This window comes from Pseudomonas sp. WS 5532, assembly GCF_012985445.1.
In the GTDB taxonomy this organism is placed as follows: domain Bacteria; phylum Pseudomonadota; class Gammaproteobacteria; order Pseudomonadales; family Pseudomonadaceae; genus Aquipseudomonas; species Aquipseudomonas edaphica.
Genome location: NZ_JAAQWK010000001.1, coordinates 568,545 through 593,794, shown reverse-complemented (window position 1 = coordinate 593,794; position 25,250 = coordinate 568,545). Strand labels below are relative to the sequence as shown.

The window sequence follows — 25,250 nt, the reverse complement described above, 5'->3', positions numbered from 1 at the left end:
TCTTGATCATTTTGCAAATACCTCCAGCAATCGGGGCGCAATTCTGTCCAGTGGGCGGATTTCAACAGCAGCATCAATCGCCGCCGCCGCTTTTGGCATGCCATACACCGCACAGCTCTGCTGATCCTGGGCGATGGTCAAATATCCTTGTTCACGCAGTATCTTGAGGCCCTGAGCCCCGTCGCGCCCCATGCCGGTCAGCAGTACGCCGACGGCATCACCATTCCAGTGGCTGGCGACGCTTTCGAAGAACACGTCGATGGAAGGCCGGTAAATCTCGTTCACAGGCTCCGCGGTATAGGCTAGCGTGCCATTTTTCAACAGGCGAATGTGGTGGTTGGTGCCAGCCAGCAGCACCACGCCGTTTTGAGGCGGTTCGCCCTCGCGTGCCAGGCGCACCGGCAGGCCGGAGGCGCTGCTCAGCCATTCGGCCATGCCGGCGGCAAACACCTGGTCCACATGCTGCACCAGCACAATGGCGGCGGGAAAGTCGCGGGGCAAACCCTTGAGCAGGATTTCCAGCGCGGCCGGGCCGCCCGCAGAGGAACCAATCGCCACCAGCCTCTGACGTTTGCCAGTGGTGCGCGCCGGCGCGGTTTCGGCGCGTACACGACTGCCACGCTGGCCGATCAGCCAGCCAATATTGAGGATTTTGCGCAGCAACGGCGCCGCCGCATCCTTGGGGTTGCCCACGCCCAGCGCCGGGGTGTCCACCACATCCAGGGCGCCATGGCCCATGGCTTCAAACACGCGACTCATATTCGCCTGGCGGTCGACGGTCACCAGCAGAATAGCGCACGGGGTCTCGGCCATGATCTGCCGCGTGGCCTCCACGCCGTCCATCACCGGCATGATCAAGTCCATCAGGATCAGGTCCGGGGTCAATTCGGCGCAGCGCTGCACAGCTTCCAGGCCATTGCTGGCCACCCACACAACCTCGTGGGCCGGCTCTAAACTCAACGCGCGGCGCAAGGCCTCTACCGCCAGGGGCATGTCATTGACGATCGCAATCCTCATGCCCGGGCGCCTCCAATCAGCTCCATCACGGCATCCAGCAACGCATCGTCATGGAAACTGGCCTTAGCTAGATAATAGTCGGCGCCGGCGTCCAGTCCACGGCGCCGGTCTTCTTCGCGATCCTTGTACGACACCACCATCACCGGCAACGATTGCAGGCGACTATCACGGCGCAAGAGTGTGACCAATTCGATCCCGTCCATACGAGGCATATCAATGTCAGTGATCAGCAGGTCGAAGTCTTCGGAGCGCAGCGCGTTCCAGCCATCCATGCCATCGACCGCGACCGCCACTTCATAACCACGATTAAGCAACAATTTGCGTTGCAGCTCACGCACGGTGAGCGAATCGTCCACCACCAGCACGCGTTTGCGCGGCGCTTCGGTCGCCTGCTGGCTGCGCCGTGCGATACGTTCCAGGCGCCCGGTGTTGAGCAATTTATCCACCGAACGCAGCATGTCTTCGACGTCGACGATCAACACCACCGAGCCGTCGTCCAGCAAAGCACCGGCGGAAATATCCTGGACCTTGCCCAGGCGGTCATCCAGCGGCAATACCACCAGGGTGCGCTCACCGATAAAACGCTCCACCGCAATGCCATACACCGCATCGCGCTCGCGGATGACCACCACCTTCAAGGTTTCGTCATTGCTCTGCCCCGGCGGGCGCTGCAGCAATTGGCTGGCGGCCACCAGACCGACATGCCGGCCTTCGTGCCAGAAATGCTGGCGCCCTTCCAGTTGCACAATGTCATTCGGCGCCAGGTCGCACATGCGTTCGATGTGCGCCAGCGGGAAGGCATAGGCTTCCTCGCCGACCTCCACCACCAGGCTGCGCACCACCGACAGGGTCAACGGCACTTCCAGGTGGAAGCGGCTGCCCTGCCCCGCCGTCTGCTCCAGCACCACCGCGCCACGCAGTTGGCGGACCATGTGCTGCACCGCATCCAGGCCGACGCCGCGCCCGGACACTTCGGTGACCTTGTCGCGCAGGCTGAAGCCCGGCAGGAACAGGAAAGTCAGCAGCTCTTCTTCGCTCAAGCGCAGCGCGGTTTCCAGCGGTGACAGGTGCCGGTCGACGATGGTGCCGCGCAGGCGCTCCAGGTCGACGCCATTGCCGTCGTCGCTTAACTCCAGCACCAGCAAACCGGCTTGATGGGAGGCGCGCAGGCGGATCAAGCCTTCGGCGGTTTTGCCCGCCAACACCCGCTGCTCGGGCATTTCGATGCCATGGTCGACGGCATTGCGCAATAAATGCGTGAGCGGCGCTTCGAGTTTTTCCAGTACGTCGCGGTCGACCTGGGTCTTTTCACCCTCGATCTCCAGGCGCACCTGCTTGCCAAGGCTGCGGCCAAGGTCACGCACCATGCGCACCTGGCCGGCGAGCACATCGGCAAACGGTCGCATGCGGCAGGCCAGCGCGGTGTCATAAAGCACCTGGGCACGCTGCCCGGCCTGCCAGCCGAACTCATCCAGCTCGGCGGTTTTATCCGCCAGCAACGCCTGGGCTTCACTCAACAGGCGGCGCGTGTCGGCCAGGGCTTCCTGGGCTTCCAGGCTCAAGTTCATGGCCTTGAGTTGGCCATCGAGCGTGTCCAAGGCGCGCGCGCTGTTGCTTTGAATGCGCTTGAGGCGCTGCAGGCTCACCAGGTAAGGCTTGAGCCGCTGGGTCTCCACCAAAGATTTACTCGACAGGTCGAGCAGGCTGTTCAAGCGCTCGGCGGTGACACGCAGCACGCGCTCCCCGCCTTCGGTCAGGCGTTTGTTCGGGCGCGGCAGGTCAGTGCTGACCGGCGGCACAGGCTCTGGCTCAGGCTCCGGCGGCAACGCTTCAATCACCGGCGCAGGTTCGGGAGCGGCGGGGGCTGGCGTGGCGTTGACAATCGGCTGCGACGGATCCAGCAGGCGTTCCATCAGCGCTACATAGCCTTGAATGTCCGCTGGCCCGACATTATTGCCCGGCGTGGCGATGCGCATCAGCAGGTCGGTGCCCTGCAGCAAGGCGTCGATATGCTCAGGTTGCAGGTAAAGGCGGTTTTCCTGGGCGCTGACCAGGCAGTCCTCCATCACATGAGCCACGCTGACCCCGGCGTCCACGCCGACAATCCGCGCCGCGCCCTTGAGCGAGTGCGCGGCGCGCATGCATGCCTCAAGCTGGTCAGCCTGGGTGGGGTTGCGTTCCAGGGCCAGCAGGCCCGCGCTCAATACCTGGGTCTGCGCATCGGCTTCCAGGCTGAACAGCTCCAGCAGCGATGCATCGCGCATCTGGTCGGGGGTCATGTGAGGCTCCGGGTCACGGCAGACAACAATTGCGCCTCGTCCAGCCAACGCAGGCTGCGGCCTTTCCACTGCAACACGCCTTGGGTAAAGCGCGCGCTGGCCTGGGTGCCGGAAGCCGACGCGGCCTTCAAGGTGCGCTCATCGATGGCATGGATGCCGTCGACTTCATCCACCGGTACCACCACCGGGCCGTCCTGGGCAGCAATAATCAACATGCGCGGCATCACTCGCGCGCCGGTAGCGCCTGTGCTGGCCGGGTCCAGCCCCAGCAGTTCCACGAGTGACAGGCACGCCACCAGCGCACCGCGCACATTCGCAACGCCCAGTAATGCGCGGGAACGTTGGTGCGGCAACGAGTGAATCGGCTGCAGTGGCGCCACCTCCACCAGGCATCGCGTGGCAATGCCCAGCCACTCTTCACCCAGACGAAACATCAGGATCGAACGGGTGATGATCTCTTCGTCAACTTCCGCGGCTGCATACGCCTGTCGGTCGTCCTGCTGCAACGCATAACGGTCAAGCAGGCGCGTGGCGGCGGCGGAATACACCGAGCAGTTGCGGCAGTGGATATGTTCGGCGAGCAACGGGCAGGACTTGTCGCCATGGATGCCGATGCGGTTCCAGCAGTCGTCGATGGCTTGGGTGTCGGCCAGGGTCAGGTCCAGACCTGCGGTGTCGAGCGCATCAAGGTTATTCATCGTTTGGACTCACTGTCTGCACGCTCGCTACGCGCGGCGCGCGCCTGCAAGCGACGCGCGCCCGCACTGTCACCCTGGGACTCGAGCAATGCGGCCAGGTGCATCAAGGCCTGCGGGTGCTGCGGTTCCAGGTACAAGGCTTTGCGGTAATAACCCTGGGCTTCCAGGGCGCTGCCGGCCACGTCGCTGAGCAGCCCCAGCCAGCAAAACACCTGGGCTGCCGGCGGGTGGTTACTCAAATACTGTTCGCACGCGGCACGGGCCTCAGCACTTTTGCCTTCGTTAGCCAGCGTAGCGATGCGGCTGAGCAAATCGCCCGCATCGCTGTGCGGCGCCTTGATCGGCACCACTTGGGCGCTCGCGGTGCTGAACGGGCGCGGCTTGGCAGGAATGGGTGCCGCGCTGCGCTGGGGGATGGGCTGGGGCACAAATACCGGTTCAGGCTTGACCGGCTCGGTATGCCGACTGAATGCAAAGGATTGCGGCACGCCAATCGAGCGCATGCCATGGCGCCCCAGCAGGCTGCCCTCGGCGGGGCCGATAAACAGCACGCCGTCCTCATGGGTCAGGCTCTTGAGCACATCGAACACTTGCTTCTGGGTGGGCTGGTCGAAGTAGATCAGCAGGTTGCGGCAGAACACAAAATCGTAGGTGGGCTCATTGGCCAGCAACGCCGGGTCGAGCAAATTGCCGACTTGCAGACGCACTTGTTCGCGCACCCGCTCGGCAATGTGGTAACCATCGGGCTGTTCGCTGAAGTGACGCTCGCGAAACTCGATATCGCCGCCGCGAAAGGAGTTCTTGCCATACACCCCACGCTTGGCGCGCTCCACCGACAATGGGCTGACGTCCAGCCCCAATACTTTGAACTGGTGCGGCGCCAGCCCGGCATCGAGCAAGGCCATGGCAATCGAATAAGGCTCCTCGCCCGTGGAACACGGTAGGCTGAGAATGCGCAGGGCGCGCATCTGCTTGATCGCCGCCAGGCGCTCCCTGGCCAAACGCACCAAGGTGGCAAAGGACTCGGGATAGCGGAAAAACCAGGTCTCGGGAACGATCACCGCTTCGATCAGCGCCTGCTGCTCATCCTGCGAACTCTGCAAATGCTGCCAGTAATCCTGCACGGTCTGCGCCTGCACGGCCTGGCTGCGCTGGCGCACCGCACGCTCGATGATCGCTTCGCCCACCGAGGCGACGTCCAAACCAATGCGGTCCTTCAAGAAGGCAAAAAAGCGTGGGTCGTTGCTCATAAGCTTAGCTCGCTGGCAAACAGCAAGGCGCGCACGTCGTCGGTGAGCAAGTCGGCCACGCCGATCCACTGCATCAAGCCCAACGCATCTTCACGTACCGGCCCCAGGTACGGCGCCTCGCGGTTATCCAGGCCATAAGGCTGGAACTCGGCCGGGTCGCAACGCAGGGTGTCGGTGGCCTGCTCCAGGACCAACCCCAGCCAGCGTGGCTCGATCCAAGGTTGCGGCTGGTAATTGACCAGCACCAGCCGTGTGCTGGTGCGGGCCTGGGCCGGTTTGCCGAAGGTCAACGCACACAGGTCGACAACCGGCACCAGCGCGCCACGATGGGCAAAGATCCCCGCCACCCACAGCGGTGCATGGGCGATGGGTTTGAGTGGCAGGCGCGGCAGCACCTCGGCCACCTCCGTGGCCTTGAGGGCATAACGTTCGCCGCCGATGTGGAACACCAGAAACAACGCCTTTTTCGCTGCCGGGACGACGCCGCGTTTAGCCGCAAGGTCGCTCATCAGACTTTGAAACGCGACACGCCGCTGCGCAGACCGACCGCAACCTGGCTCAGTTCATCAATGGCAAAACTGGCCTGGCGCAGGGATTCCACGGTCTGGCTGCTGGCATCGCCCAGTTGCACCAGCGCATGGTTGATCTGTTCGGCGCCGGTGGCCTGGGCCTGCATGCCTTCGTTGACCATCAATACCCGCGGCGCCAAGGCCTGTACCTGATGGATGATCTGCGACAGCTGTTCGCCCACTTGCTGCACTTCGAACATGCCGCGACGCACTTCTTCGGAGAACTTGTCCATGCCCATCACGCCCGCTGACACTGCCGACTGGATCTCGCGCACCATCTGCTCGATGTCGTAGGTGGCCACGGCGGTCTGGTCGGCCAGACGGCGCACTTCGGTGGCCACCACGGCAAACCCGCGTCCGTACTCGCCAGCCTTCTCGGCTTCAATGGCGGCGTTGAGCGACAGCAGGTTGGTCTGGTCGGCCACCTTGACGATGGTCACCACCACTTGGTTGATGTTGCCGGCCTTCTCATTGAGGATCGCCAGCTTGGCGTTCACAAGGTCAGCGGCGCCCATCACCGAGTGCATGGTTTCTTCCATACGCGCCAGGCCTTGCTGGCCGGAGCCGGCAGCGACCGACGCCTGGTCGGCGGCGGTGGACACTTCGGTCATGGTGCGCACCAAGTCCTTGGACGTGGCGGCAATTTCCCGCGATGTCGCGCCGATCTCGGTGGTGGTGGCGGCCGTTTCGGTGGCCGTGGCCTGTTGTTGCTTGGAGGTGGCGGCAATCTCGGTCACCGAGGTAGTCACCTGCACCGACGAACGCTGGGCCTGGGAAACCAGGGCGGTCAGCTCGGTCATCATGTCGTTGAAGCCGGTTTCGACAGCGCCGAACTCGTCCTTGCGCTCAAGGTTCAAGCGCTTGCTCAGGTCGCCCGTGCGCATGGTTTCGAGGATTTCGACGATGCGATTCATCGGCGCCATGATCGCGCGCATCAGCAGCAGGCCGCACAGGCCCGCTGCGAGAATGGCCACGGCCAACGACACGAACATGCTGACTTTGGCGGCGGCCACCGCTTCATCGATGGCGGCGGTGGCGTTATCGGCGACCTGTTTGTTTTCATTGATAATGTCATTGAGCTTCATGCGGCCTGCGGTCCAGGCGGGCGTGAGTTGCTCGTCGAACAGCTTTTGCGCCTCAACGCCGTTGTTAGCCTGATGGGCGTCCAGTACCAGGGCAAGAATCTTGTTGTAGTTCTGGTGGAGCTTTTCGAAGGCGTCGAACTCAGTGCGATCCTGATCAATATTGATCGTGCTCGCGTAACTGGCCATGTGCTGTTCCAAACGTGCCTCAAACGACTTGTAGTCCTGTTTGTCAGCTTCCGAGATGCCCTGACCTCGGTGGGCACCGACCAATTCCTGGGTTTGCAGGTAGCTGTCGACCCAGGCGCTGCGGATCATCGAACTGAAAAATACCCCGGGTACGGCGTCATCCCGGACCGAGTTTTCGCTGACTTCAATCTTCAGCAGGCGCGAATACGAGACCACGACCATCAACAGCATGATCGCGATAATTACCGCAAAGCTCGCCAAAATCCTTTGGCGCAAGGTCCAGTTCTTCACAGTAATTCCTCGAAGGGCCGATCAAATGCCGAGGAGTATAGCTGAGCGGGTGCCCGCATTTATCAACAGGTTTTGATGTCGCGCTCACAGAACGCAAAAACACTGTGCAGGTGACGCAGAGCGTCACGGGCTGCGCTCCCACGCAGAGCGTGGGAGCGATCATTCAGGAGGTCAGGGCGTGGCTTGGCGTACCTGTTTTTCCAGCTCGGCCTTTAAGCCGGGCTCAAGTTTGAGCTGGCGCGCCAGCTCGTCCAGGTAAGCTTTTTCCATGAAGTTCTCTTCGTCCACCAGCATCACACTGGCGATGTACATCTCGGCAGCCATTTCCGGAGTGCTCGCTGCGCGCGCCACATCAGCGGGATCCAGAGGCTTGTTCAGCTCGGCGTGCAGCCAGCTTTGCAGTTCACGGTCGTTATCCAGCTTGGTGAATTCGCCTTCAATCAAAGCGCGCTCTCGCTCGTCTACATGCCCGTCGGCTTTGGCGGCGGCGACCAGCGCCTTGAGAATGCCCTGACTGTGTTGTTCGACCTGGGCCGACGGCAGGCGGTCGATGGTTTGCGGCTCGCCTTGGGGTTCGCCGGCCTGCTGCGCCTGCCAGTTGCCGTAAGCCTTGTAGGCGATCACTCCGAGTGCTGCCAGCCCGCCATAGGTGAGCGCCTTGCCACCGAACTTGCGCGCCTTCTTGTTACCCAGCAGCAGCCCCATCGCGCCCGCCGCCAGGGCACCGCCACCCGCACCGCCGAGCAAACTGCCAAGCCCACCGCCGCCGAGCAAGCCACCGAGGGCACTTTTGTCGTCCGATTTGCGTTGCCCGCCCGCCTTGTTTTGCAACATGTCCTGGCCGGATTTGAGCAACTGATCGAGCAATCCACGGGTATTCATGCGTAGCCTCCAGACACTTGGGTTCGTAGGACCAATAGGCTCCCAGCGTAAAACTAAGTGCCAAAAAGCCGCGATCTAGAGTGCTTCCAGATGTAACGCCGGCAGCGCGTATTTGAAACGTCTTGTTTCACATGCAACGCCATCACCCCGCCATCAATCAATTTTCCTTCTGCATCGAACCGCTTAAGCTATCCGGCGTCTGTTTATTGTCCGTTGCGTTTGGTCGAAGGCATGTCCGAACCGTTATTTATGATCCGTTACGTGCCAGGAACGGCGCGGGATTTGCTCACGACAGGTTGTCTCTATGCACCGCAGGAATTTGCTCAAAGCGTCCATGGCCATTGCGGCTTACACCGGCTTGTCGGCCAGTGGCCTGTTGGCCGCGCAGGCTTGGGCGGGAAACCGTGCCGCCGATGGCAAGGCTGTAGCGTTTGACTTCGAATCGCTCAAGGCCCAGGCCAGGCAGCTCGCCGCCACCGCGTATAAAGACACCAAACAGGTGCTGCCGCCGACCCTGGCAACCATGACCCCGCAGAACTTCAATGCCATCGGCTACGACGGCAACCATTCGCTGTGGAAGGAGCTCAACGGCCAGCTCGACGTGCAATTCTTCCACGTCGGCATGGGCTTCAAGACGCCAGTACGCATGCACAGCGTCGACCCCAAGACCCGCGAAGCCCGCGAGGTGCATTTCCGCCCGTCGCTGTTCAACTATGCCAAGACCACGGTGGACACCAAGCAGCTGACCGGCGACCTGGGTTTCTCCGGTTTCAAGCTGTTCAAGGCGCCGGAACTGGATCGCCATGACGTGCTGTCGTTTCTCGGCGCCAGTTACTTCCGTGCGGTGGACGCAACCGGCCAGTACGGCCTCTCCGCACGCGGCCTGGCGATTGATACCTACGCGAAAAAACGCGAGGAATTCCCCGACTTCACGCAATTCTGGTTCGAAACCCCGAGCAAGGACGCCACGCGTTTTGTGGTCTACGCCCTGCTCGACTCGCCAAGCGCCACCGGCGCCTATCGCTTTGACATCGACTGCCAGGCCAGCCAGGTGGTCATGGCCATCGACGCGCACATCAATGCGCGCACCGCCATCGAGCAACTGGGCATCGCGCCGATGACCAGCATGTTCAGCTGCGGTACCCATGAACGCCGGATGTGCGACACCATCCACCCGCAAATCCACGACTCGGACCGTTTGGCCATGTGGCGTGGCAACGGCGAGTGGATCTGCCGTCCACTGAACAACCCGGCCAAGCTGCAGTTCAACGCTTTTGCCGACACCGACCCGAAAGGTTTCGGCCTGGTACAGACCGACCATGAGTTCGCCAGCTACCAGGACACTGTGGACTGGTACAGCAAGCGTCCTAGCCTGTGGGTGGAACCCACCACCGCCTGGGGCGAAGGCTCGATCGATCTGCTGGAAATCCCCACCACCGGCGAAACCCTGGACAACATCGTGGCCTTCTGGACCCCAAAAAAGCCCGTGGCCGCAGGCGAATCACTCAACTATGGCTACAAGCTGTACTGGAGCGCGCTGCCGCCGGTGAGCACACCGCTGGCGCAAGTGGATGCCACCCGTTCCGGCATGGGCGGTTTTACCGAAGGCTGGGCACCGGGCGAGCATTACCCCGAAGTGTGGGCGCGCCGCTTTGCCGTGGATTTCAAGGGCGGTGGCCTGGATCGCCTGCCGGCCGGCACCGGGATCGAGCCGGTGGTAACCTGCTCCCACGGTGAAGTCAAAGACTTCAGTGTGCTGGTGCTGGACAACATCAAGGGCTATCGCATTCTGTTCGATTGGTACCCGACCAGCGACAGTGTGGAACCGGTTGAACTGCGGCTGTTTATCCGCACCCAGGACCGCACCTTGAGTGAAACCTGGCTGTATCAGTACTTCCCGCCGGCACCGGACCAGCGTAAGTACAGCTGATAACACATAAGGGAGCGGGCTTGCTGTGGCGAGGGAGCTTGTCGAATCGTCCCGTTCGACAGCGCAGCTGGAGCCGGCTCTTTTTTGGGGGGTGCTTCGCCCCCCCCCCAACGCAAGCAAGCTTGCTCGCCACAATTAACCCGCTACTGCATGGGTTAAAACCGCGACACGCTCTTCATTGCGCCAATCAAGTAGCGCATCGCCACCTGATCGTTTTCGGTCAGGGCGCGATACTGCGCCAGCAACTCCACCTCATCCGAACTCAACCTTCGCCCCCGCAAGGACATCCGGCGACTCCAAAAAGACGCCACCGCACCCGCTACGCCATAAGACTTGGTCATGGACCGTTACTCCTGATATCAGTCAATTACTCCTGGTGCCCATTCCCTACGCTCATGAAGCGCAATGGCTTCAAGGACAAACAGCCTGACTCCCTGGGCCAGAAATCACACTTACCCTAAGCGTAGAAACAATCTCGTCACGTGTGGGATTTTTTTAGAGTATTCACTTAAAAAATTACTTCGGTAACAAATACCTACAACCCTTTCTCACGCAGCGACCGGTAAAGGTGGATATCGGGAAGCTCTTGCGCATACAGCTGCGGATCAGGCAGGCGCTAAACGCGGGCAACAAAAAACCCACCGAGTCGGGTGGGTTTATTGCAGGCAGACGCGGGTTCAATCCCTCAGGTCAGACTCGTGAATCGGCTGATCACGGTGAGTCGCCCGCTGGTACTGCGCGGGCCAGATGGCTTTGCGCCCACCCAGGTCATCGTCGGCATGCAGCGGCCAGTAAGGGTCACGCAACAGCTCACGGGCGAGGAAGATGATGTCGGCCTGGCAGGTGCGCAGTATGTGTTCAGCCTGGGCCGGTTCGGTAATCATACCCACCGTGCCGGTGGCGATACCCGACTCTTTGCGCACGCGCTCGGCAAACCGCGTCTGGTAGCCCGGGCCGGTGGGAATCTCGGCGTTGGCGGCGGTGCCACCGGAGGACACGTCGATCAGGTCCACGCCGAGTTCTTTGAGGCGGCGCGCCAGCTCTACGGTTTCATCGGGGTTCCAGCCGTCTTCGACCCAATCGGTGGCCGACACCCGCACAAACAACGGCAGCTCCTGGGGCCAGACGGCGCGCACGGCGGTGGTCACTTCGAGCACCAGGCGGATACGGTTTTCAAACGAGCCGCCGTAGTGGTCCTGGCGCTGGTTGCTGATCGGCGAGAGGAATTGATGCAACAGGTAACCGTGGGCAGCGTGGATCTCCACCACTTCGAAACCGGCGGTCAGCGCGCGTTTGGCGGAGGCGACAAAGTCGGCAATTACCTGCTGAATCTGCCCTTCATCCAGTGGCCTGGGTTGCGTGTGGTTCGGGTCAAAGGCAATCGGCGAAGGGCCCACCGGCACCCAGCCGCCCTCCTCCGGCTTGACGCTGCCGTGCTTGCCGATCCACGGCCGATGGGTGCTGGCCTTGCGCCCGGCATGTGCCAGCTGGATGCCCGCCACCGCGCCTTGAGCAGCAATAAAGCGGGTGATGCGCTGCAGCGGTTCGATCTGCGCGTCGTTCCACAGGCCCAGGTCCTGGGCGGTGATGCGGCCATCGGCGGTGACGGCGGTGGCTTCAGTAAAAATCAGCCCGGCACCACCGACGGCGCGGCTGCCCAGGTGCACCAGGTGCCAGTCATTGGCCAGGCCATCGTCGGACGAGTATTGGCACATCGGCGAGACGGCGATGCGGTTGAGCAAGGTCAATTGACGGAGGGTGTAGGGTTCGAGCAGCTGACTCATGGCGCACCTCTTCTGGGTTCTGTGGGCACTATTCAAACAGTGCTTAGAGCCTAGTCGACAACGGTGGATTGCACAGGGTTCAGAAAGGAAAGCGGGAGCCGAATGCCGGCTCCCGTGTTGCAAAAGATTACATCTCGACCTGGGTGCCCAGCTCGATCACCCGGTTTACCGGGAGTTTGAAGAAGCGCAGGTTGCCGTTTGCGTTTTTCAACATGAACGCAAACAAGCTCTCACGCCAACGGGCCATGCCCTTGATGCGCGAGGCGATCACCGTTTCACGGCTGAGGAAGTAGGTGGTGCGCATCGGGCTGAAATCCAGATCGTCCAGGTGGCACAGCTTCAGCGCTTCGGGCACGTCCGGCTCATCGGTAAAGCCAAAATGCAGGATCACCCGGAAGAAGCCTTCGCCGTAGGCGTCCACCTCAAAGCGCCGCGAGGCAGGCACACGCGGAATGTCTTCGTAGACCACCGTGAGCATCACCACTTGCTCATGCAACACCTGGTTATGCAGCAGGTTGTGCAACAGCGCGTGGGGCACGGCATCGGGCCGCGCGGTGAGGAACACCGCAGTGCCCTGCACGCGATGAGGCGGTTGCACGCGGATACTGCTGATAAAGATCGGCAACGGCAGCCCGCCTTCGTCGAGGCGGTCCATCAACAGTTCCTTGCCGCGCTTCCAAGTGGTCATCAGCACAAACAGCACAATCCCCGCCAACACCGGGAAGGCACCGCCCTGCACGATCTTTGGCACGTTGGCGGCGAAGAACAGGCCGTCCACCAACAGGAAGCCGATCAGCACCGGAATCGCCAGCACCGGCGGCCACTTCCAGAGCAGCAGCATCACCGCCGACACCAGGATGCTGGTAATCAACATGGTGCCGGTGACTGCCACGCCGTAGGCGGAGGCCAGGGCATTGGAGGATTCGAAGCCGAGCACCAGCAGGATCACGCCGACCATCAGCGACCAGTTCACCGCGCCGATGTAGATCTGGCCTTGCTCGGCGCTGGAGGTGTGCTGGATATGCATGCGCGGGATGTAACCCAACTGGATCGCCTGACGCGTCAGCGAGAACGCGCCGGAAATCACCGCCTGGGATGCAATCACGGTGGCCAGGGTCGACAGCGCGACCAATGGCACCAAGGCCCATTCCGGCGCGAGCAAGTAGAACGGGTTGCGCGCCGCTTCGGGGTTTTCCAGCAGCAACGCGCCCTGGCCGAAGTAGTTGAGCACCAGCGCCGGCAGCACCAGGGCGAACCAGGCACGGGCGATCGGCTTGCGGCCGAAGTGGCCCATGTCGGCGTACAGCGCTTCGGCACCGGTCAAGGCCAGCACCACGGCGCCAAGAATCGCGACGCCCATGCCCGGATGGGACACAAAGAAACGCACGCCCCACACGGGGTTCAGCGCATTGAGCACCTCGGGATGTTGCAGGATGCCGTGCACGCCAAGACCGCCCAGCACCAGGAACCACACCACCATCACCGGCCCGAACAGCTTGCCGATGCGGTCAGTGCCGTGTTTCTGGATCAGGAACAGCCCCACCAGCACCACCAGCGACAGCGGCACCACCCAACGTTCAATCCCGTCAAAGGCCAGTTCCAGGCCTTCAACCGCCGACAATACCGAGATCGCCGGGGTAATCATGCTGTCGCCGTAGAACAGCGCCGCACCGATCAAGCCGAGGATCACCAGCACCGAACGCAACTTGGGGTACGGCGACGCCGCCCGTCGCGCCAGCGCCGTCAGGGCCATGATGCCGCCTTCGCCCTGGTTGTCCGCGCGCAGGATAAACAGCACGTACTTGATCGACACGACCCACACCAGCGACCAGAAAATCAGCGCCAGAATGCCAAAGACCCCGTCGTGATTGACTTGAACCCCATAACCACCGGTAAACACTTCTTTAAGGGTATAGAGCGGGCTGGTACCGATATCGCCGTAAACCACCCCGACCGCCGCCACCAGCATGCCAATCGGCTTTGCATTGGAATGCTCGGCACCTGCTGCCTGACTATTTGCCTGACCCATCAACCACTCCTGCCCTTTGACCTGAGGTCTTTTATAAACAACGCGCCTAAGCTGACCCTAGCATGCGCTGTTTTACTTCTCGTAACAGACGTTTTATTGACCCCGGGGTTTCACCCGTGCGCAACGGCGCGAAGCATAGCGCAGCACTCGTCGCATTTCCCCGTATAAAGCTGGTCAAGCGCGCTGCCCGTCGATAGAATTGCGCACTTTTTGATCAGAGGCGCACCAAGCGCCCGTCTACCGCCATGTCGTGCCCGACTGGCGGCGTCATTCAATACCGAGGTTAGACATGTCCACCACCATCGCAAAAGCCAACCCAAAGGTCGGCTTTGTATCCCTGGGTTGCCCGAAGGCTCTCGTTGACTCCGAGCGCATCCTCACGCAACTGCGTATGGAAGGCTATGACGTCGTGTCCACTTATCAGGACGCCGACGTGGTGGTGGTCAACACCTGCGGCTTCATCGACTCGGCCAAGGCTGAATCGCTGGAAGTGATCGGCGAAGCCATCAAGGAAAACGGCAAGGTCATCGTCACCGGCTGCATGGGCGTGGAAGAAGGCAATATCCGCAACGTGCACCCAAGCGTGCTGGCGGTAACCGGCCCGCAGCAGTACGAGCAGGTGGTCAACGCCGTGCACGACGTGGTGCCGCCGCGTCAGGACCACAACCCGCTGATCGACCTGGTGCCGCCGCAAGGCATCAAGCTGACGCCGCGCCACTACGCGTACCTGAAGATTTCCGAAGGCTGCAACCACAGCTGCAGCTTCTGCATCATCCCGTCGATGCGCGGCAAGCTGGTCAGCCGCCCAGTGGGTGATGTATTGGACGAAGCCCAGCGCCTGGTCAAATCCGGCGTGAAAGAGCTGTTGGTGATCTCCCAGGACACCAGCGCCTACGGCGTCGACGTGAAATACCGCACCGGCTTCTGGAACGGCGCGCCGGTGAAAACCCGCATGACCGAACTGTGCGAAGCCTTGAGCAGCCTGGGCGTGTGGGTGCGCCTGCACTACGTTTACCCGTACCCGCACGTGGACGAGCTGATCCCGTTGATGGCCGCCGGCAAGATCCTGCCGTACCTGGACATTCCGTTCCAGCACGCCAGCCCGAAAATCCTCAAGGCCATGAAACGCCCGGCCTTCGAAGACAAGACCCTGGCGCGCATCAAGAACTGGCGCGAGATCTGCCCGGAGCTGATCATCCGTTCGACCTTCATCGTCGGCTTCCCTGGCGAAACCGAAGAAGACTTCCAGTACCTGCTGGACTGGCTGACCGAAGCGCAGCTGGATCGCGTCGGTTGCTTCCAGTACTCGCCGGTCGAAGGTGCCCCGGCCAACCTGCTGGATGCGGCCATCGTGCCGGACGACGTCAAGCAGGACCGCTGGGAGCGCTTCATGGCGCATCAGCAGGCCATCAGCTCCGCACGCCTGCAACTGCGCATCGGCAAGGAAATCGAAGTACTGATCGACGAAGTCGACGAGCAAGGCGCAGTGGGCCGTTGCTTCTTCGATGCGCCGGAAATCGACGGTAACGTGTTTATCGACGATGCCAGCGGCTTGAAGCCGGGCGACAAGGTCTGGTGCACCGTGACGGATGCCGACGAGTACGACCTGTGGGCTGAAAAGCGCGACTAGCTCTGCGCACGCAAAGCGTCCGGCGAGGCATTCCCACGCAGAGCGTGGGAACGATCGGCGTGAAAAATTGAAAAAGCCTCGTGTCTGAGCAAGATGCGGGGCTTTTTTAGGTCTATCGTTTGCCCATCAGCGCCGATCATCGGCAAGGGGCAGCGGGCATGCGTCAGCATTCGGTTATCCACACACCTAAAACCAGCGACTACCAGCAATTGGCGCAGATCTGGGAAGACTCCGTGCGAGCGACCCATGACTTTTTGCCGGACAGCTACATCGTACTGCTCAAGGAGCTGGTGCTGACGCGCTACCTGGACGCGGTGATGCTGATCTGCACCAAGGACGCGCGCCAGCGCATCACCGGGTTTGCCGGGGTAGCGGCGGGCAAGGTCGAGATGCTGTTTATCGACCCGCAACACCGTGGCCAGGGCTTGGGCCAGCAATTGCTGAGTTATGCGATCGAGCACCTGAATGCCGATGCGCTGGACGTCAACGAGCAAAACCCGCAGGCCCTGGGGTTCTACTTCAAGCAGGGTTTCGAGGTGGTCGGACGTGCCGAGCATGATGGCCTTGGCCAGCCGTACCCGCTGCTGCATATGCGCTTGCGCCAACAGCAACGGCGCAGTGGCTGACACAACACAGCGCCAATGTGGGAGCGTGCTTGTGTGGGAGCTGGCTTGCCTGCGATGGCATCACCTCGATTCCAAATGCACGACCGAGGTGTCTGCATCGCGGGCAAGCCCGACTCCCACACAGGCCAGCGCCCACAAAAAGCCACTACGCTGAAATGGGTCCGGGATTAACCGCGCCCACACAGGTACAATAGCCGCCCCCTTTTGCTACGGCCCTTGTCATGACTGACCCCATACGCCTTTCCAAACGCCTTATCGAACTGGTCGGTTGCTCCCGTCGGGAGGCTGAGCTGTTTATCGAAGGCGGCTGGGTCTCGGTGGACGGTGAAGTGATCGACGAGCCGCAATTCAAGGTCACCACCCAGAAGGTCGAGCTGGACCCAGAGGCTAAAGCCACTGTGCCGGAACCGGTGACCATTCTGCTGCACGCCCCGGTGGGCGTGGATGTGGAAACAGCAATGGCCTCGATCAGCGCCGAGACGCTGTCCGAAGAGCACCGTTTCAGCAAGCGCCCGCTCAAGGGCCACTTCCTGCGCCTGACCGCCAGCGCCGATCTGCAGGCCAAGGCCAGCGGCCTGCTGGTGTTCACCCAGGACTGGAAGATTTTGCGCAAGTTGACCGCCGATGCCGCCAAGATCGAGCAGGAATACGTGGTTGAGGTCGAGGGTGACATGGTTGCCCATGGCCTCAACCGCCTGAACCACGGTTTGACCTACAAAGGCAAAGAGCTGCCGGCCGTCAAAGCCAGCTGGCAGAACGAAAACCGCCTGCGGTTTGCGCTGAAAAACCCGCAGCCGGGTGTAATTGCCCTGTTTTGCGAAGCGGTCGGCCTGAAAGTCATCGCCATCCGCCGCATCCGCATTGGCGGCGTGTCCATCGGCAAGGTGCCGGTCGGCCAATGGCGTTACCTGTCCGGCAAAGAGAAATTCTAAGCCGCTCCCCTTTTCCCGGCACCGGCAACTCTGCGCGGTGCCCTCAGTTGAATACCAGGATTGCCCACCATGATTCACAACGACGTATTGCGCAGCGTGCGCTACATGCTCGACATCAGCGACAACAAGATGGTCGAGATCATCAAGCTCGGCGGCATGGACGTCACCAAGGAAGACCTGCTGACCTACCTCAAGAAAGATGAGGAAGAAGGTTTTGTGTTCTGCCCGGACGATGTCATGGCGCACTTCCTCGATGGCCTGGTGATCTTCAAGCGTGGCAAGGACGAAAGCCGTCCGCCGCAGCCGATCGAAACCCCGGTGACCAACAACATCATCCTCAAGAAGCTGCGCGTGGCCTTCGAACTGAAGGAAGACGACATGCACGCCATCCTCAAGGCCGCTGAGTTCCCGGTGTCCAAGCCTGAGTTGAGCGCACTGTTCCGCAAGTTCGGCCACACCAACTACCGCACCTGTGGCGACCAGTTGCTGCGCAATTTCCTTAAGGGCCTGACCCTGCGGGTTCGTGCGTAAGCCATGAGCTACTCGGTCTCGCCCGTCGGCTTCGTGCGCTCCTGCTTCAAGGAGAAGTTCGCCATCCCGCGCCAGCCGCAGCTGGCCCCGGCCGCACGCGGCGTGCTGGAGCTGGTGGCGCCGTTCGATCAGGGCGAGGCGGTGCAGGGCCTGGAGCAGGTCAGCCATGTGTGGCTGCTGTTTCTGTTCCACCAGGCCCTGGAAGACAAGCCGCGCCTCAAGGTGCGGCCGCCACGCCTGGGCGGCAACACCTCCATGGGCGTGTTTGCCACCCGCGCGACACACCGGCCCAATGGCATTGGCCAGTCGGTGGTGAAGCTGGATAAGGTCGAGCCGGGCCGCTTGTGGGTTTCCGGGATCGATTTGCTCGACGGCACGCCGGTGCTGGATATCAAGCCGTACGTGCCGTACGCGGACATCATTGACACCGCCACCAATGATATTGCCAGCAGTGCGCCGCAGCTGATTCCCGTGCAGTGGCTGAAGACGGCCCTGCACCAGGCACAAGGCCATGCGCAGCGCCTTGATGAGCCGCTGGTGGCATTGATCGAGCAGTGTCTGGCCCAGGACCCACGGCCGGCGTATCAGACGCCAGGGCCTGAGCGTGAGTACGGCGCGCAGTTCTGGGATGTGGATGTGCGTTGGCACTATCCAGAGGCGGGTGTCATCTGTGTGCTGGAAGTGGTACCGGCCAAGTAAACGCCGAAACAACTGGGGGAGCCGCTCATGTGGGAGCTGGCTTGCATGCGATAGCATCACCTCAGTTCAACTGAACGACCGAGGTGTCTGCATCGCAGGCAAGCCAGCTCCCACACAAGCCAGCTCCCACATTTTTTTTGAGCAGTGTTTACTTCTCGACGAACGCGCGCTCGATCAGGTAATCACCCGGCTCACGCATACGTGGCGAAACTTTCAGGCCGAAGCTGTTCAGCACTTCGCTGGTCTCGTCCAACATGCTCGGGCTGCCGCACAGCATGGCGCGGTCGTCCTCGGGGTTGATCGGCGGCAGGCCGATGTCGCTGAACAGCTTGCCGCTGCGCATCAGGTCGGTCAGGCGGCCTTCGTTTTCGAACGGCTCGCGGGTCACCGTTGGGTAGTAGATCAACTTGTCACGCAACGCCTCGCCGAAGAATTCGTTCTGCGGCAGGTGCTCGGTGATGAATTCGCGGTAGGCGACTTCATTGACGTAACGCACGCCGTGGCACAGGATCACTTTTTCGAAGCGCTCGTAGGTTTCCGGGTCCTGGATCACGCTCATGAACGGCGCCAGACCGGTACCCGTGCTGAGCAGGTACAGATGTTTGCCCGGCTTCAAATCGTCAAGCACCAGGGTGCCTGTCGGTTTTTTGCTGATGATGATCTCGTCGCCTTCCTTCAAGTGCTGCAATTGCGAAGTCAGCGGACCATCGGGCACCTTGATGCTGAAGAACTCCAGATGCTCTTCCCAGTTTGGGCTGGCAATGGAGTACGCGCGCATGAGTGGGCGGCCGTTGGGCTGTTGCAGGCCGATCATCACGAACTGACCATTCTCAAAGCGCAAGCCCGGATCGCGGGTGCACTTGAAGCTGAACAGCGTGTCGTTCCAGTGATGAACACTGAGGACACGTTCGTGGTTCATGTTGCTCATGTACGGGGAACTCCTGGAAATGGGTCTGCGCCAAAGATGAGATGCGCAATTGCACAGCATTCTAATGGCGGCGACAATATCTGTTAACTGGATTATTAAGATAAGGGTTATCGGTTATATCGATATGCGATTTACTCTACGTCAACTGCAAGTCTTCGTCGCCGTCGCCCAGCAGGAAAGCGTCTCACGCGCTGCTGGCCTTCTGGCCTTATCTCAATCCGCCGCCAGCACCTCAATCACCGAGCTGGAGCGTCAATCCAGCTGCCAATTATTCGACCGCGCAGGCAAGCGCCTGAGCCTCAACGCTCTTGGCCATCAGTTATTACCGCAGGCCGTTGCGCTGCTGGACCAGGCCAAGGAGATCGAAGACTTGCTCAACGGCAAGTCCGGCTTTGGTTCCCTGGCGGTCGGCGCCACCCTGACCATCGGCAATTACCTGGCGACCCTGCTGATCGGCAGTTTCATGCAGCAGCACCCCGAGAGCCAGGTGAAACTGCATGTGCAGAATACTGCCAATATCGTGCACCAAGTGGCGCATTACGAAATTGACCTGGGTCTAATCGAAGGCGACTGCAGCCACCCGGACATCGAGGTACAAACCTGGGTCGAGGATGAGTTGGTGGTGTTCTGTGCGCCTCAGCATCACTTGGCCAAGCGCGGTGTGGCGACGATGGAAGAGCTGACCCATGAAGCATGGATCCTGCGCGAACAGGGCTCGGGCACGCGCTTGACCTTTGACCAGGCCATGCGCCATCACCGTAGCGCGCTGAATATCCGCCTCGAGCTTGAACACACCGAGGCGATCAAGCGTGCAGTGGAGTCAGGGTTGGGGATTGGCTGTATTTCCCGACTGGCCCTGCGCGATGCGTTCCGCCGTGGCAGTTTGGTGCCGGTGGAAACCCCGGACCTGGACCTGGCCCGGCAGTTTTACTTCATCTGGCATAAACAGAAGTACCAGACCTCGGCGATGCGCGAGTTCCTGGAACTGTGCCGCGCCTTCACCGCCGGGGTTCAGCGCAGCGACGAGATCGTGCTGCCTAACATTGCCTGAGGCTTAGATCAGGATCACGGCCCACACCAGGGTAATCATGGTCAGCGCTACGAATTGCGCGGCGCTGCCCATGTCCTTGGCGTTTTTCGACAGCGGGTGGCGGTCGAGGGAAATCCGGTCGATAGCCGCTTCCACTGCCGAGTTGAGCAACTCAACGATCAAGGCCAGGAGGCAGACCGCGATGAGCAAGGCGCGCTCGACCCGACTGACGTGCAGGAAGAAGCTCAGCGGGATCAGGATCACGTTCAGCAACACCAACTGACGGAATGCCGCCTCGCCGGTGAAAGCTGCGCGCAGGCCATCCAGGGAATAGCCCCCTGCGTTGAAGATACGTTTGATACCGGTTTGACCCTTGAAAGGCGACATAGATGTAGGCAACTGAACCAAAGAAGTGGGGAAACTAGATCACGCAAAGTCAAAAAAGCGTGAATCGGGTACAGCTTAATGCTGCGAAATTGACTCAAGTTGTTGCAAGAGCAGCGCCGCCTGAGTGCGGGTACGCACGCCGAGCTTGCGAAAGATCGCCGTCACGTGGGCCTTGATGGTCGCTTCCGACACACTCAACTCATACGCAATCTGCTTGTTCAACAAACCTTCACAAACCATGGTCAGCACCCGAAATTGCTGGGGCGTCAGGCTGGCAAGGCCATCACGGGCGGCTTTGGCTTCGTCGGACACGTTGATTTCTTCAAACGCTTGCGGCGGCCATGACACGTCGCCATCCAGCACGGTGCGCACGGCTTTCTGGATCGCTTCCATAGAGCTGGACTTGGGAATGAAACCGCTGGCACCAAACTCCTTGGAGCGCACCACCACGTCGGCTTCTTCCTGGGCTGAAACCATTACTACCGGGATCTGCGGGTATTGCCCGCGTAAGAGCACCAATCCCGAGAAGCCATAGGCACCCGGCATGTTCAGGTCGAGCAGCACCAGGTCCCAGTCGGATTTTTCGTTGAGGCGGGCTTCCAGTTCGGCAATGCTGGCCACTTCGACCAGGCTCACGTCAGGGCCAAGGCCCAAGGTAACGGCCTGATGCAGCGCACTGCGAAACAGCGGATGGTCATCGGCTATCAGGATTTCGTATGTGGCCATTGATTAAATGATCCTGTTTTTTATGGGAGCCCTGATGGGTTCAGGGTTCGCCAGTACACAAGGCAATAGCCAGGCAGCCATCGCCACAGGGCACACTCAGCATCAAAAACACCTGAAACGACACTGAAAAGTCACGGTTACGCCCCAATCGGCGCCCAGCATGCCCAGCGCAGCCTGGGGGGTCAAGCACTACGCCCGTGGGCATTTTAGCCGGTTGCGGGTTTACGGTGCCATCATGCAAACGTCGTCTGGTTATACCGTAGGGATATGGGGCGCGAGCCGCATGTGCACGCTGTCCGCCGGGTCCAGCGGCAATTGAAATTTAGCGGCCAGGTAATGCGTGCTGAACACATCGAGGTAGGCATCCAGCACTTCGCTGGCTGCTGGGTCGTCGGCCAGCTCCAGGCACAGCGCCGCAACCTCGGCGGTACAGAAATGATCATCGCGCTTGGACCGGCGCAGCTTGTAGCGTGACAGCTGTTCGGGCGCCAGGCTCAACACCGGCAAGTGCGCAAGGTAAGGGCTTTTGCGGAACATCTTGCGCGCCTCGCTCCAGGTGCCGTCCAGCAGGATGAATAACGGGCGCTTGCCGTCTTGCACCCTCACCTCACTGCACACTCGCTCAGGCGCAACGAATTCGCCCGGAAACACGATATACGGTTGCCATTGCGGGTCGGCTAACAGGGTCAGCAACTCAGGGTCCACTTCTGTGCGCGACCAGGCGAACGCGGTGGTGTCATCGATCACATCGGCGATCAGCCAGCCGGTATTGCTGGGTTTCATCGGTTCCACGTCATGCATCAACAGGCACATGGCCGAGCGGGCCTGCACTGTTGGGCGCCAGGCGCACAGGCAGTACTCGGGAATCACCCGGCAACCGGGGCAACGTTCGGCGCGCGAACCACGGTTTAGAAACGGCCGGACGGCGCGCGCCAGGCGCTGGGTACGCAAGCGGGAGACGGCGTGGCTCATCGGGCGCACCGCGAGCAGAGGTCAATCGACACAGGCAAAACTCGAATCAGGCTTAAGTGGCCGCAGTTTACCAGCGATACGCCTGGCTGTAGTGGCAAGCGGTCCCCTATAATTGCGCGCCACTGAACGCACAGCGCAGTGGCTGGTCTATGCACCAGTAACCGAATCAGGAGAGTTTCATGCTGCGTTCCATGCTGCGCCTTGTTGCCCCATCCGTCGCCCTTGCGCTGGTTCTGCCCATGGGCGCCCACGCGGCGTCGCTGCTGGAGGCCCAAATGAACAGGAAACTGCAGAGCGTCGCGGCCGAGAGCAACAAGGACCTGCCCCGGGAAATCGATGCAAAGACCCTGGAAGTGGCCTACACCGTTGAAGGCATGCAACTGATTGATCACCTCAGTGTGCTACCTGACCGTGCCGAACAGATGCGCGCAAACCCCAAAGCTGTGTATTTCCAGCTGGGTCAAAGCGTATGCCTGAACAAAGGCTATCGCGAGCTGATGGCCAAGGGCGCCGTGATGCGTTATGAGATCACCGAAAACAAGACCAACCGCCCGGTAGCGTCGGTCAAGTTCGTGGAAGCCGATTGCCCGGCCCCCGCTGCGGCGAAGAAGAAAAAGTAACTGTTGCTCGATCATCGCGCGCTGCTGTCCGGTGGCGCGCACCTCCCTCGCCTCATTGGCCAGCCGCCAACTAAACTGCTTGATGAGTGACCAATAAGCGGTTGCCAGCCAAGGGTTTTTCGGCTCATGATCAAGCCATCTCGGCAGCCCATCTACTGCGTTTTTCACGCCGTTCTGTAACATTTTCAGGGCAAAAGAGGGTTGCCCTCCTGCGACTTGCAGTGCAAAGGTTTCCAAATCACAAGGAACATACAGAGCCCGTTTCGCCGCCTGGCGAACACCGTGCAACGCTTAAGGCGTGCAGCGACACACGCAGTGTCGTGGCCGCGGACGAATCTCTCGCCGATGGCCCAGGTTCTGTGAAGAAGGAGAAGTTGAATGCCTTACGAACCGAATGACCGCCTGCTCCGTCATTTTGAAGCAAACGGCGCTGACCTCACCCAGCAGGTCGACGCACAACTCCAGCTGGTCGCTCCCAACAGCCCGAACATCCCCCTTTATCGCGATATGATCCTCACCGTGCTGCGCATGGCCAAGGATGACCGCAACCGTTGGAATGCAAAAATCACGCTGCAGGCGATCCGCGAGCTGGATAACGCCTTCCGCGTGCTGGAACAGTTCAAGGGCCGCCGCAAGGTCACGGTGTTTGGCTCGGCGCGCACGCCGGTCGAAAGCCCGCTGTACGCCTTGGCAAGGGAAGTCGGCACGCTGCTGGCGCAATCCGACCTGATGGTGATCACCGGCGGTGGCGGCGGCATCATGGCCGCTGCCCACGAGGGCGCAGGTCTGGAACACAGCCTGGGGTTCAACATCAACCTGCCGTTTGAACAGCACGCCAACCCGACCATTGATGGCACCGAGAACCTGCTGTCTTTCCACTTCTTCTTTACCCGCAAGCTGTTCTTCGTCAAGGAAGCCGACGCGTTGGTGCTGTGCCCGGGCGGTTTTGGCACGCTGGATGAAGCGCTGGAAGTGCTGACCCTGATCCAGACTGGCAAGAGCCCGCTGGTGCCGGTGGTGCTGCTGGATGCCCCAGGCGGTGGTTTCTGGCAAGGCGCACTGGACTTCATTCGCAGTCAGTTGGAAGCCAATCGCTATATCCTGCCCACCGACCTCAAGCTGATCCGCCTGGTCTACAGCGCTGAAGAGGCGGTGGCGGAGATCAACCAGTTCTATGCCAACTTCCACTCCACGCGTTGGTTGAAGCGTGAGTTTGTGGTGCGCATGAATCATCCGCTCAGTGATCGTGCACTGACCCACTTGCAGAGCGAGTTTGCCAGCTTGCGGCTAAGTGGAGAGTTCCAGCAGCTTGCTTACACAGGCGAGGAACATGATGAACCAAGGTTCAGCCATTTGACGCGGCTGGTGTTCAACTTCAACGGTCGTGATCAGGGCCGCCTGCGGGAATTGGTGGACTACATCAATTTGCCGGAGAACTGGGCTCAGGCTCAGGGCAAGACACAGCAGCGGGTGGCGCCGGAGCCGGCGTGATTTTTAAGGCAAAAAAAAAAGGCCCACTACTGTCGTAGTGGGCCTTTTGTTTTATCGGGATTTGGCATCCCGGCAACCAACACATTCCAATGTGGGAGCTGGCTTGCCTGCGATTGCGGTTTGCCAGCTAGCTTATAGGTAGCTGACCCACTGCCATCGCAGGCAAGCCAGCTCCCACATTTAGATTTTTACCAGCCTGAAGACTTAATCGTCCATGTCTCGACCGCTGAGCAGCCGACTGATCATATCCATCGAAAACCCGCGATAGCTCAAGAAGCGGCCTTGCTTTGCACGCTCCCGGGCATCAATCGGCAGATGGCCGGCAAACTTGCGACGCCAGGTATCTTCCAACTGCGACTGCCAACTGATACCGCACTCACGCAGGGCGAGGTCGATATCGGCACGTTGCAGGCCGCGTTGGCTCAGTTCTTCACGAATTCGCGCCGGGCCGTAGCCGGAGCGCGCGCGGTAGGAAACAAAGCTTTCAAGATAGCGGGCTTCGGAAAGCAGCCCCTCTTCCGTCAAACGGTCGAGGGCTGTTTCGATCATCTCGGGCTCTGCACCGCGCTGACGCAGTTTACGCGTCAGCTCGACTCGACCATGCTCGCGGCGAGCGAGCAGGTCCATCGCGGTGCGCCGAACGGCGACGAGTGTATCCAGTACCACAGTCATCGTTTG

The 25,250-nt window shown here is 60.9% G+C and carries 24 protein-coding genes; 9 read left to right on the top strand and 15 right to left on the bottom strand.

The features are described 5' to 3' along the window. Window positions 1–6: 6 nt before the first annotated feature. The 7 genes from HBO23_RS02800 to HBO23_RS02770 form a co-directional block, all read right to left on the bottom strand. Entirely contained in the window at window positions 7–1,017 is a 1,011-nt protein-coding gene (locus tag HBO23_RS02800; protein ID WP_017137098.1) for a chemotaxis response regulator protein-glutamate methylesterase, read from the bottom strand. Further along, window positions 1,014–3,296: a hybrid sensor histidine kinase/response regulator gene (locus HBO23_RS02795; RefSeq protein WP_170036432.1), complete on the bottom strand. Its 2,283-nt coding sequence runs from the start codon at window positions 3,294–3,296 to the stop codon at window positions 1,014–1,016. Before HBO23_RS02795 ends, HBO23_RS02800 begins: the two co-directional genes overlap by 4 nt. Further along, window positions 3,293–3,994, bottom strand: coding sequence for a chemotaxis protein CheW (locus HBO23_RS02790; RefSeq protein ID WP_170036430.1), 702 nt, complete (start codon window positions 3,992–3,994; stop codon window positions 3,293–3,295). Before HBO23_RS02790 ends, HBO23_RS02795 begins: the two co-directional genes overlap by 4 nt. After that, entirely contained in the window at window positions 3,991–5,244 is a 1,254-nt protein-coding gene (locus tag HBO23_RS02785; protein ID WP_170036428.1) for a protein-glutamate O-methyltransferase CheR, read from the bottom strand. The genes HBO23_RS02790 and HBO23_RS02785 overlap by 4 nt, the downstream gene beginning before the upstream one ends. Then, a complete protein-coding gene (locus tag HBO23_RS02780) occupies window positions 5,241–5,753 on the bottom strand; it encodes a chemotaxis protein CheW (RefSeq protein ID WP_017137094.1) in 513 nt (170 codons plus the stop codon). The genes HBO23_RS02785 and HBO23_RS02780 overlap by 4 nt, the downstream gene beginning before the upstream one ends. Beyond that, window positions 5,753–7,375 carry a methyl-accepting chemotaxis protein gene (locus tag HBO23_RS02775; RefSeq protein ID WP_170036427.1) on the bottom strand — a complete coding sequence of 541 codons (1,623 nt, stop codon included), beginning with the start codon at window positions 7,373–7,375 and terminating at the stop codon, window positions 5,753–5,755. Before HBO23_RS02775 ends, HBO23_RS02780 begins: the two co-directional genes overlap by 1 nt. A 171-nt stretch (window positions 7,376–7,546) precedes the next feature. Continuing rightward, window positions 7,547–8,257: a tellurite resistance TerB family protein gene (locus HBO23_RS02770; RefSeq protein WP_170036425.1), complete on the bottom strand. Its 711-nt coding sequence runs from the start codon at window positions 8,255–8,257 to the stop codon at window positions 7,547–7,549. Between the two features lie 304 nt (window positions 8,258–8,561). On the opposite strand from HBO23_RS02770, the gene HBO23_RS02765 reads away from it, so the two are divergent. Continuing rightward, a complete protein-coding gene (locus HBO23_RS02765) occupies window positions 8,562–10,187 on the top strand; it encodes a glucan biosynthesis protein D (protein WP_099548537.1) in 1,626 nt (541 codons plus the stop codon). Window positions 10,188–10,342: 155 nt separating this feature from the next. On the opposite strand, the gene HBO23_RS02760 is transcribed toward HBO23_RS02765, so the two are convergent. From HBO23_RS02760 to HBO23_RS02750, 3 genes are all read right to left on the bottom strand, one after another. Continuing rightward, entirely contained in the window at window positions 10,343–10,528 is a 186-nt protein-coding gene (locus HBO23_RS02760; protein WP_017137090.1) for a hypothetical protein, read from the bottom strand. Between the two features lie 336 nt (window positions 10,529–10,864). Then, window positions 10,865–11,971 carry an NADH:flavin oxidoreductase/NADH oxidase gene (locus HBO23_RS02755; protein ID WP_170036423.1) on the bottom strand — a complete coding sequence of 369 codons (1,107 nt, stop codon included), beginning with the start codon at window positions 11,969–11,971 and terminating at the stop codon, window positions 10,865–10,867. Window positions 11,972–12,098: 127 nt separating this feature from the next. Then, window positions 12,099–14,000, bottom strand: coding sequence for a potassium transporter Kup (locus HBO23_RS02750; RefSeq protein ID WP_099548536.1), 1,902 nt, complete (start codon window positions 13,998–14,000; stop codon window positions 12,099–12,101). Between the two features lie 301 nt (window positions 14,001–14,301). Between HBO23_RS02750 and rimO the strand changes: the two genes are divergently transcribed. The 5 genes from rimO (at window position 14,302) to tsaA (ending at window position 18,418) form a co-directional block, all read left to right on the top strand. Continuing rightward, window positions 14,302–15,630: a 30S ribosomal protein S12 methylthiotransferase RimO gene (gene rimO / locus HBO23_RS02745; RefSeq protein WP_169985845.1), complete on the top strand. Its 1,329-nt coding sequence runs from the start codon at window positions 14,302–14,304 to the stop codon at window positions 15,628–15,630. Between the two features lie 158 nt (window positions 15,631–15,788). Next, a complete protein-coding gene (locus tag HBO23_RS02740; RefSeq protein ID WP_017137085.1) occupies window positions 15,789–16,256 on the top strand; it encodes a GNAT family N-acetyltransferase in 468 nt (155 codons plus the stop codon). Window positions 16,257–16,477: 221 nt separating this feature from the next. Beyond that, entirely contained in the window at window positions 16,478–17,188 is a 711-nt protein-coding gene (locus HBO23_RS02735; protein ID WP_058421638.1) for an rRNA pseudouridine synthase, read from the top strand. Between the two features lie 69 nt (window positions 17,189–17,257). Then, the gene (locus HBO23_RS02730; RefSeq protein WP_003189058.1) at window positions 17,258–17,719 is read left to right on the top strand and encodes a DUF1456 family protein; all 462 of its coding nucleotides are present in this window, start codon (window positions 17,258–17,260) and stop codon (window positions 17,717–17,719) included. A gap of 3 nt (window positions 17,720–17,722) precedes the next feature. Next, complete coding sequence (gene tsaA, locus HBO23_RS02725) at window positions 17,723–18,418, top strand: tRNA (N6-threonylcarbamoyladenosine(37)-N6)-methyltransferase TrmO (protein WP_099548535.1); 696 nt, start codon at window positions 17,723–17,725, stop codon at window positions 18,416–18,418. 148 nt (window positions 18,419–18,566) lie between these two features. Here the strand turns inward: tsaA and fpr are convergent, their stop codons facing one another. Next, complete coding sequence (fpr, locus tag HBO23_RS02720; protein WP_003189055.1) at window positions 18,567–19,346, bottom strand: ferredoxin-NADP reductase; 780 nt, start codon at window positions 19,344–19,346, stop codon at window positions 18,567–18,569. Between the two features lie 124 nt (window positions 19,347–19,470). Here fpr and HBO23_RS02715 point away from each other — a divergent pair, with 124 nt between their 5' ends. Beyond that, window positions 19,471–20,397, top strand: a complete 927-nt coding sequence (locus HBO23_RS02715; protein WP_026013711.1) for a LysR family transcriptional regulator — start codon at window positions 19,471–19,473, stop codon at window positions 20,395–20,397. Window positions 20,398–20,400: 3 nt separating this feature from the next. Here HBO23_RS02715 and HBO23_RS02710 read toward each other — a convergent pair whose 3' ends face one another. The 3 genes from HBO23_RS02710 to HBO23_RS02700 form a co-directional block, all read right to left on the bottom strand. Next, a complete protein-coding gene (locus tag HBO23_RS02710) occupies window positions 20,401–20,763 on the bottom strand; it encodes a diacylglycerol kinase (RefSeq protein ID WP_017137081.1) in 363 nt (120 codons plus the stop codon). Between the two features lie 75 nt (window positions 20,764–20,838). Continuing rightward, on the bottom strand, window positions 20,839–21,489 hold the full coding sequence (gene erdR, locus HBO23_RS02705) for a response regulator transcription factor ErdR (RefSeq protein ID WP_017137080.1): 651 nt from the start codon (window positions 21,487–21,489) through the stop codon (window positions 20,839–20,841). Between the two features lie 252 nt (window positions 21,490–21,741). Beyond that, window positions 21,742–22,461, bottom strand: coding sequence for a tRNA-uridine aminocarboxypropyltransferase (locus HBO23_RS02700; protein WP_099548534.1), 720 nt, complete (start codon window positions 22,459–22,461; stop codon window positions 21,742–21,744). A 179-nt stretch (window positions 22,462–22,640) separates the two neighbouring features. Here HBO23_RS02700 and HBO23_RS02695 point away from each other — a divergent pair, with 179 nt between their 5' ends. Together HBO23_RS02695 and HBO23_RS02690 are read left to right on the top strand one after the other, a co-directional pair. Beyond that, window positions 22,641–23,081 carry a PA3611 family quorum-sensing-regulated virulence factor gene (locus HBO23_RS02695; RefSeq protein ID WP_017137078.1) on the top strand — a complete coding sequence of 147 codons (441 nt, stop codon included), beginning with the start codon at window positions 22,641–22,643 and terminating at the stop codon, window positions 23,079–23,081. A 378-nt stretch (window positions 23,082–23,459) separates the two neighbouring features. Further along, window positions 23,460–24,572 carry a TIGR00730 family Rossman fold protein gene (locus tag HBO23_RS02690; RefSeq protein ID WP_170036421.1) on the top strand — a complete coding sequence of 371 codons (1,113 nt, stop codon included), beginning with the start codon at window positions 23,460–23,462 and terminating at the stop codon, window positions 24,570–24,572. Window positions 24,573–24,776: 204 nt separating this feature from the next. On the opposite strand, the gene recX is transcribed toward HBO23_RS02690, so the two are convergent. Then, a complete protein-coding gene (gene recX, locus HBO23_RS02685) occupies window positions 24,777–25,244 on the bottom strand; it encodes a recombination regulator RecX (RefSeq protein ID WP_034118389.1) in 468 nt (155 codons plus the stop codon). Window positions 25,245–25,250: the final 6 nt, after the last annotated feature.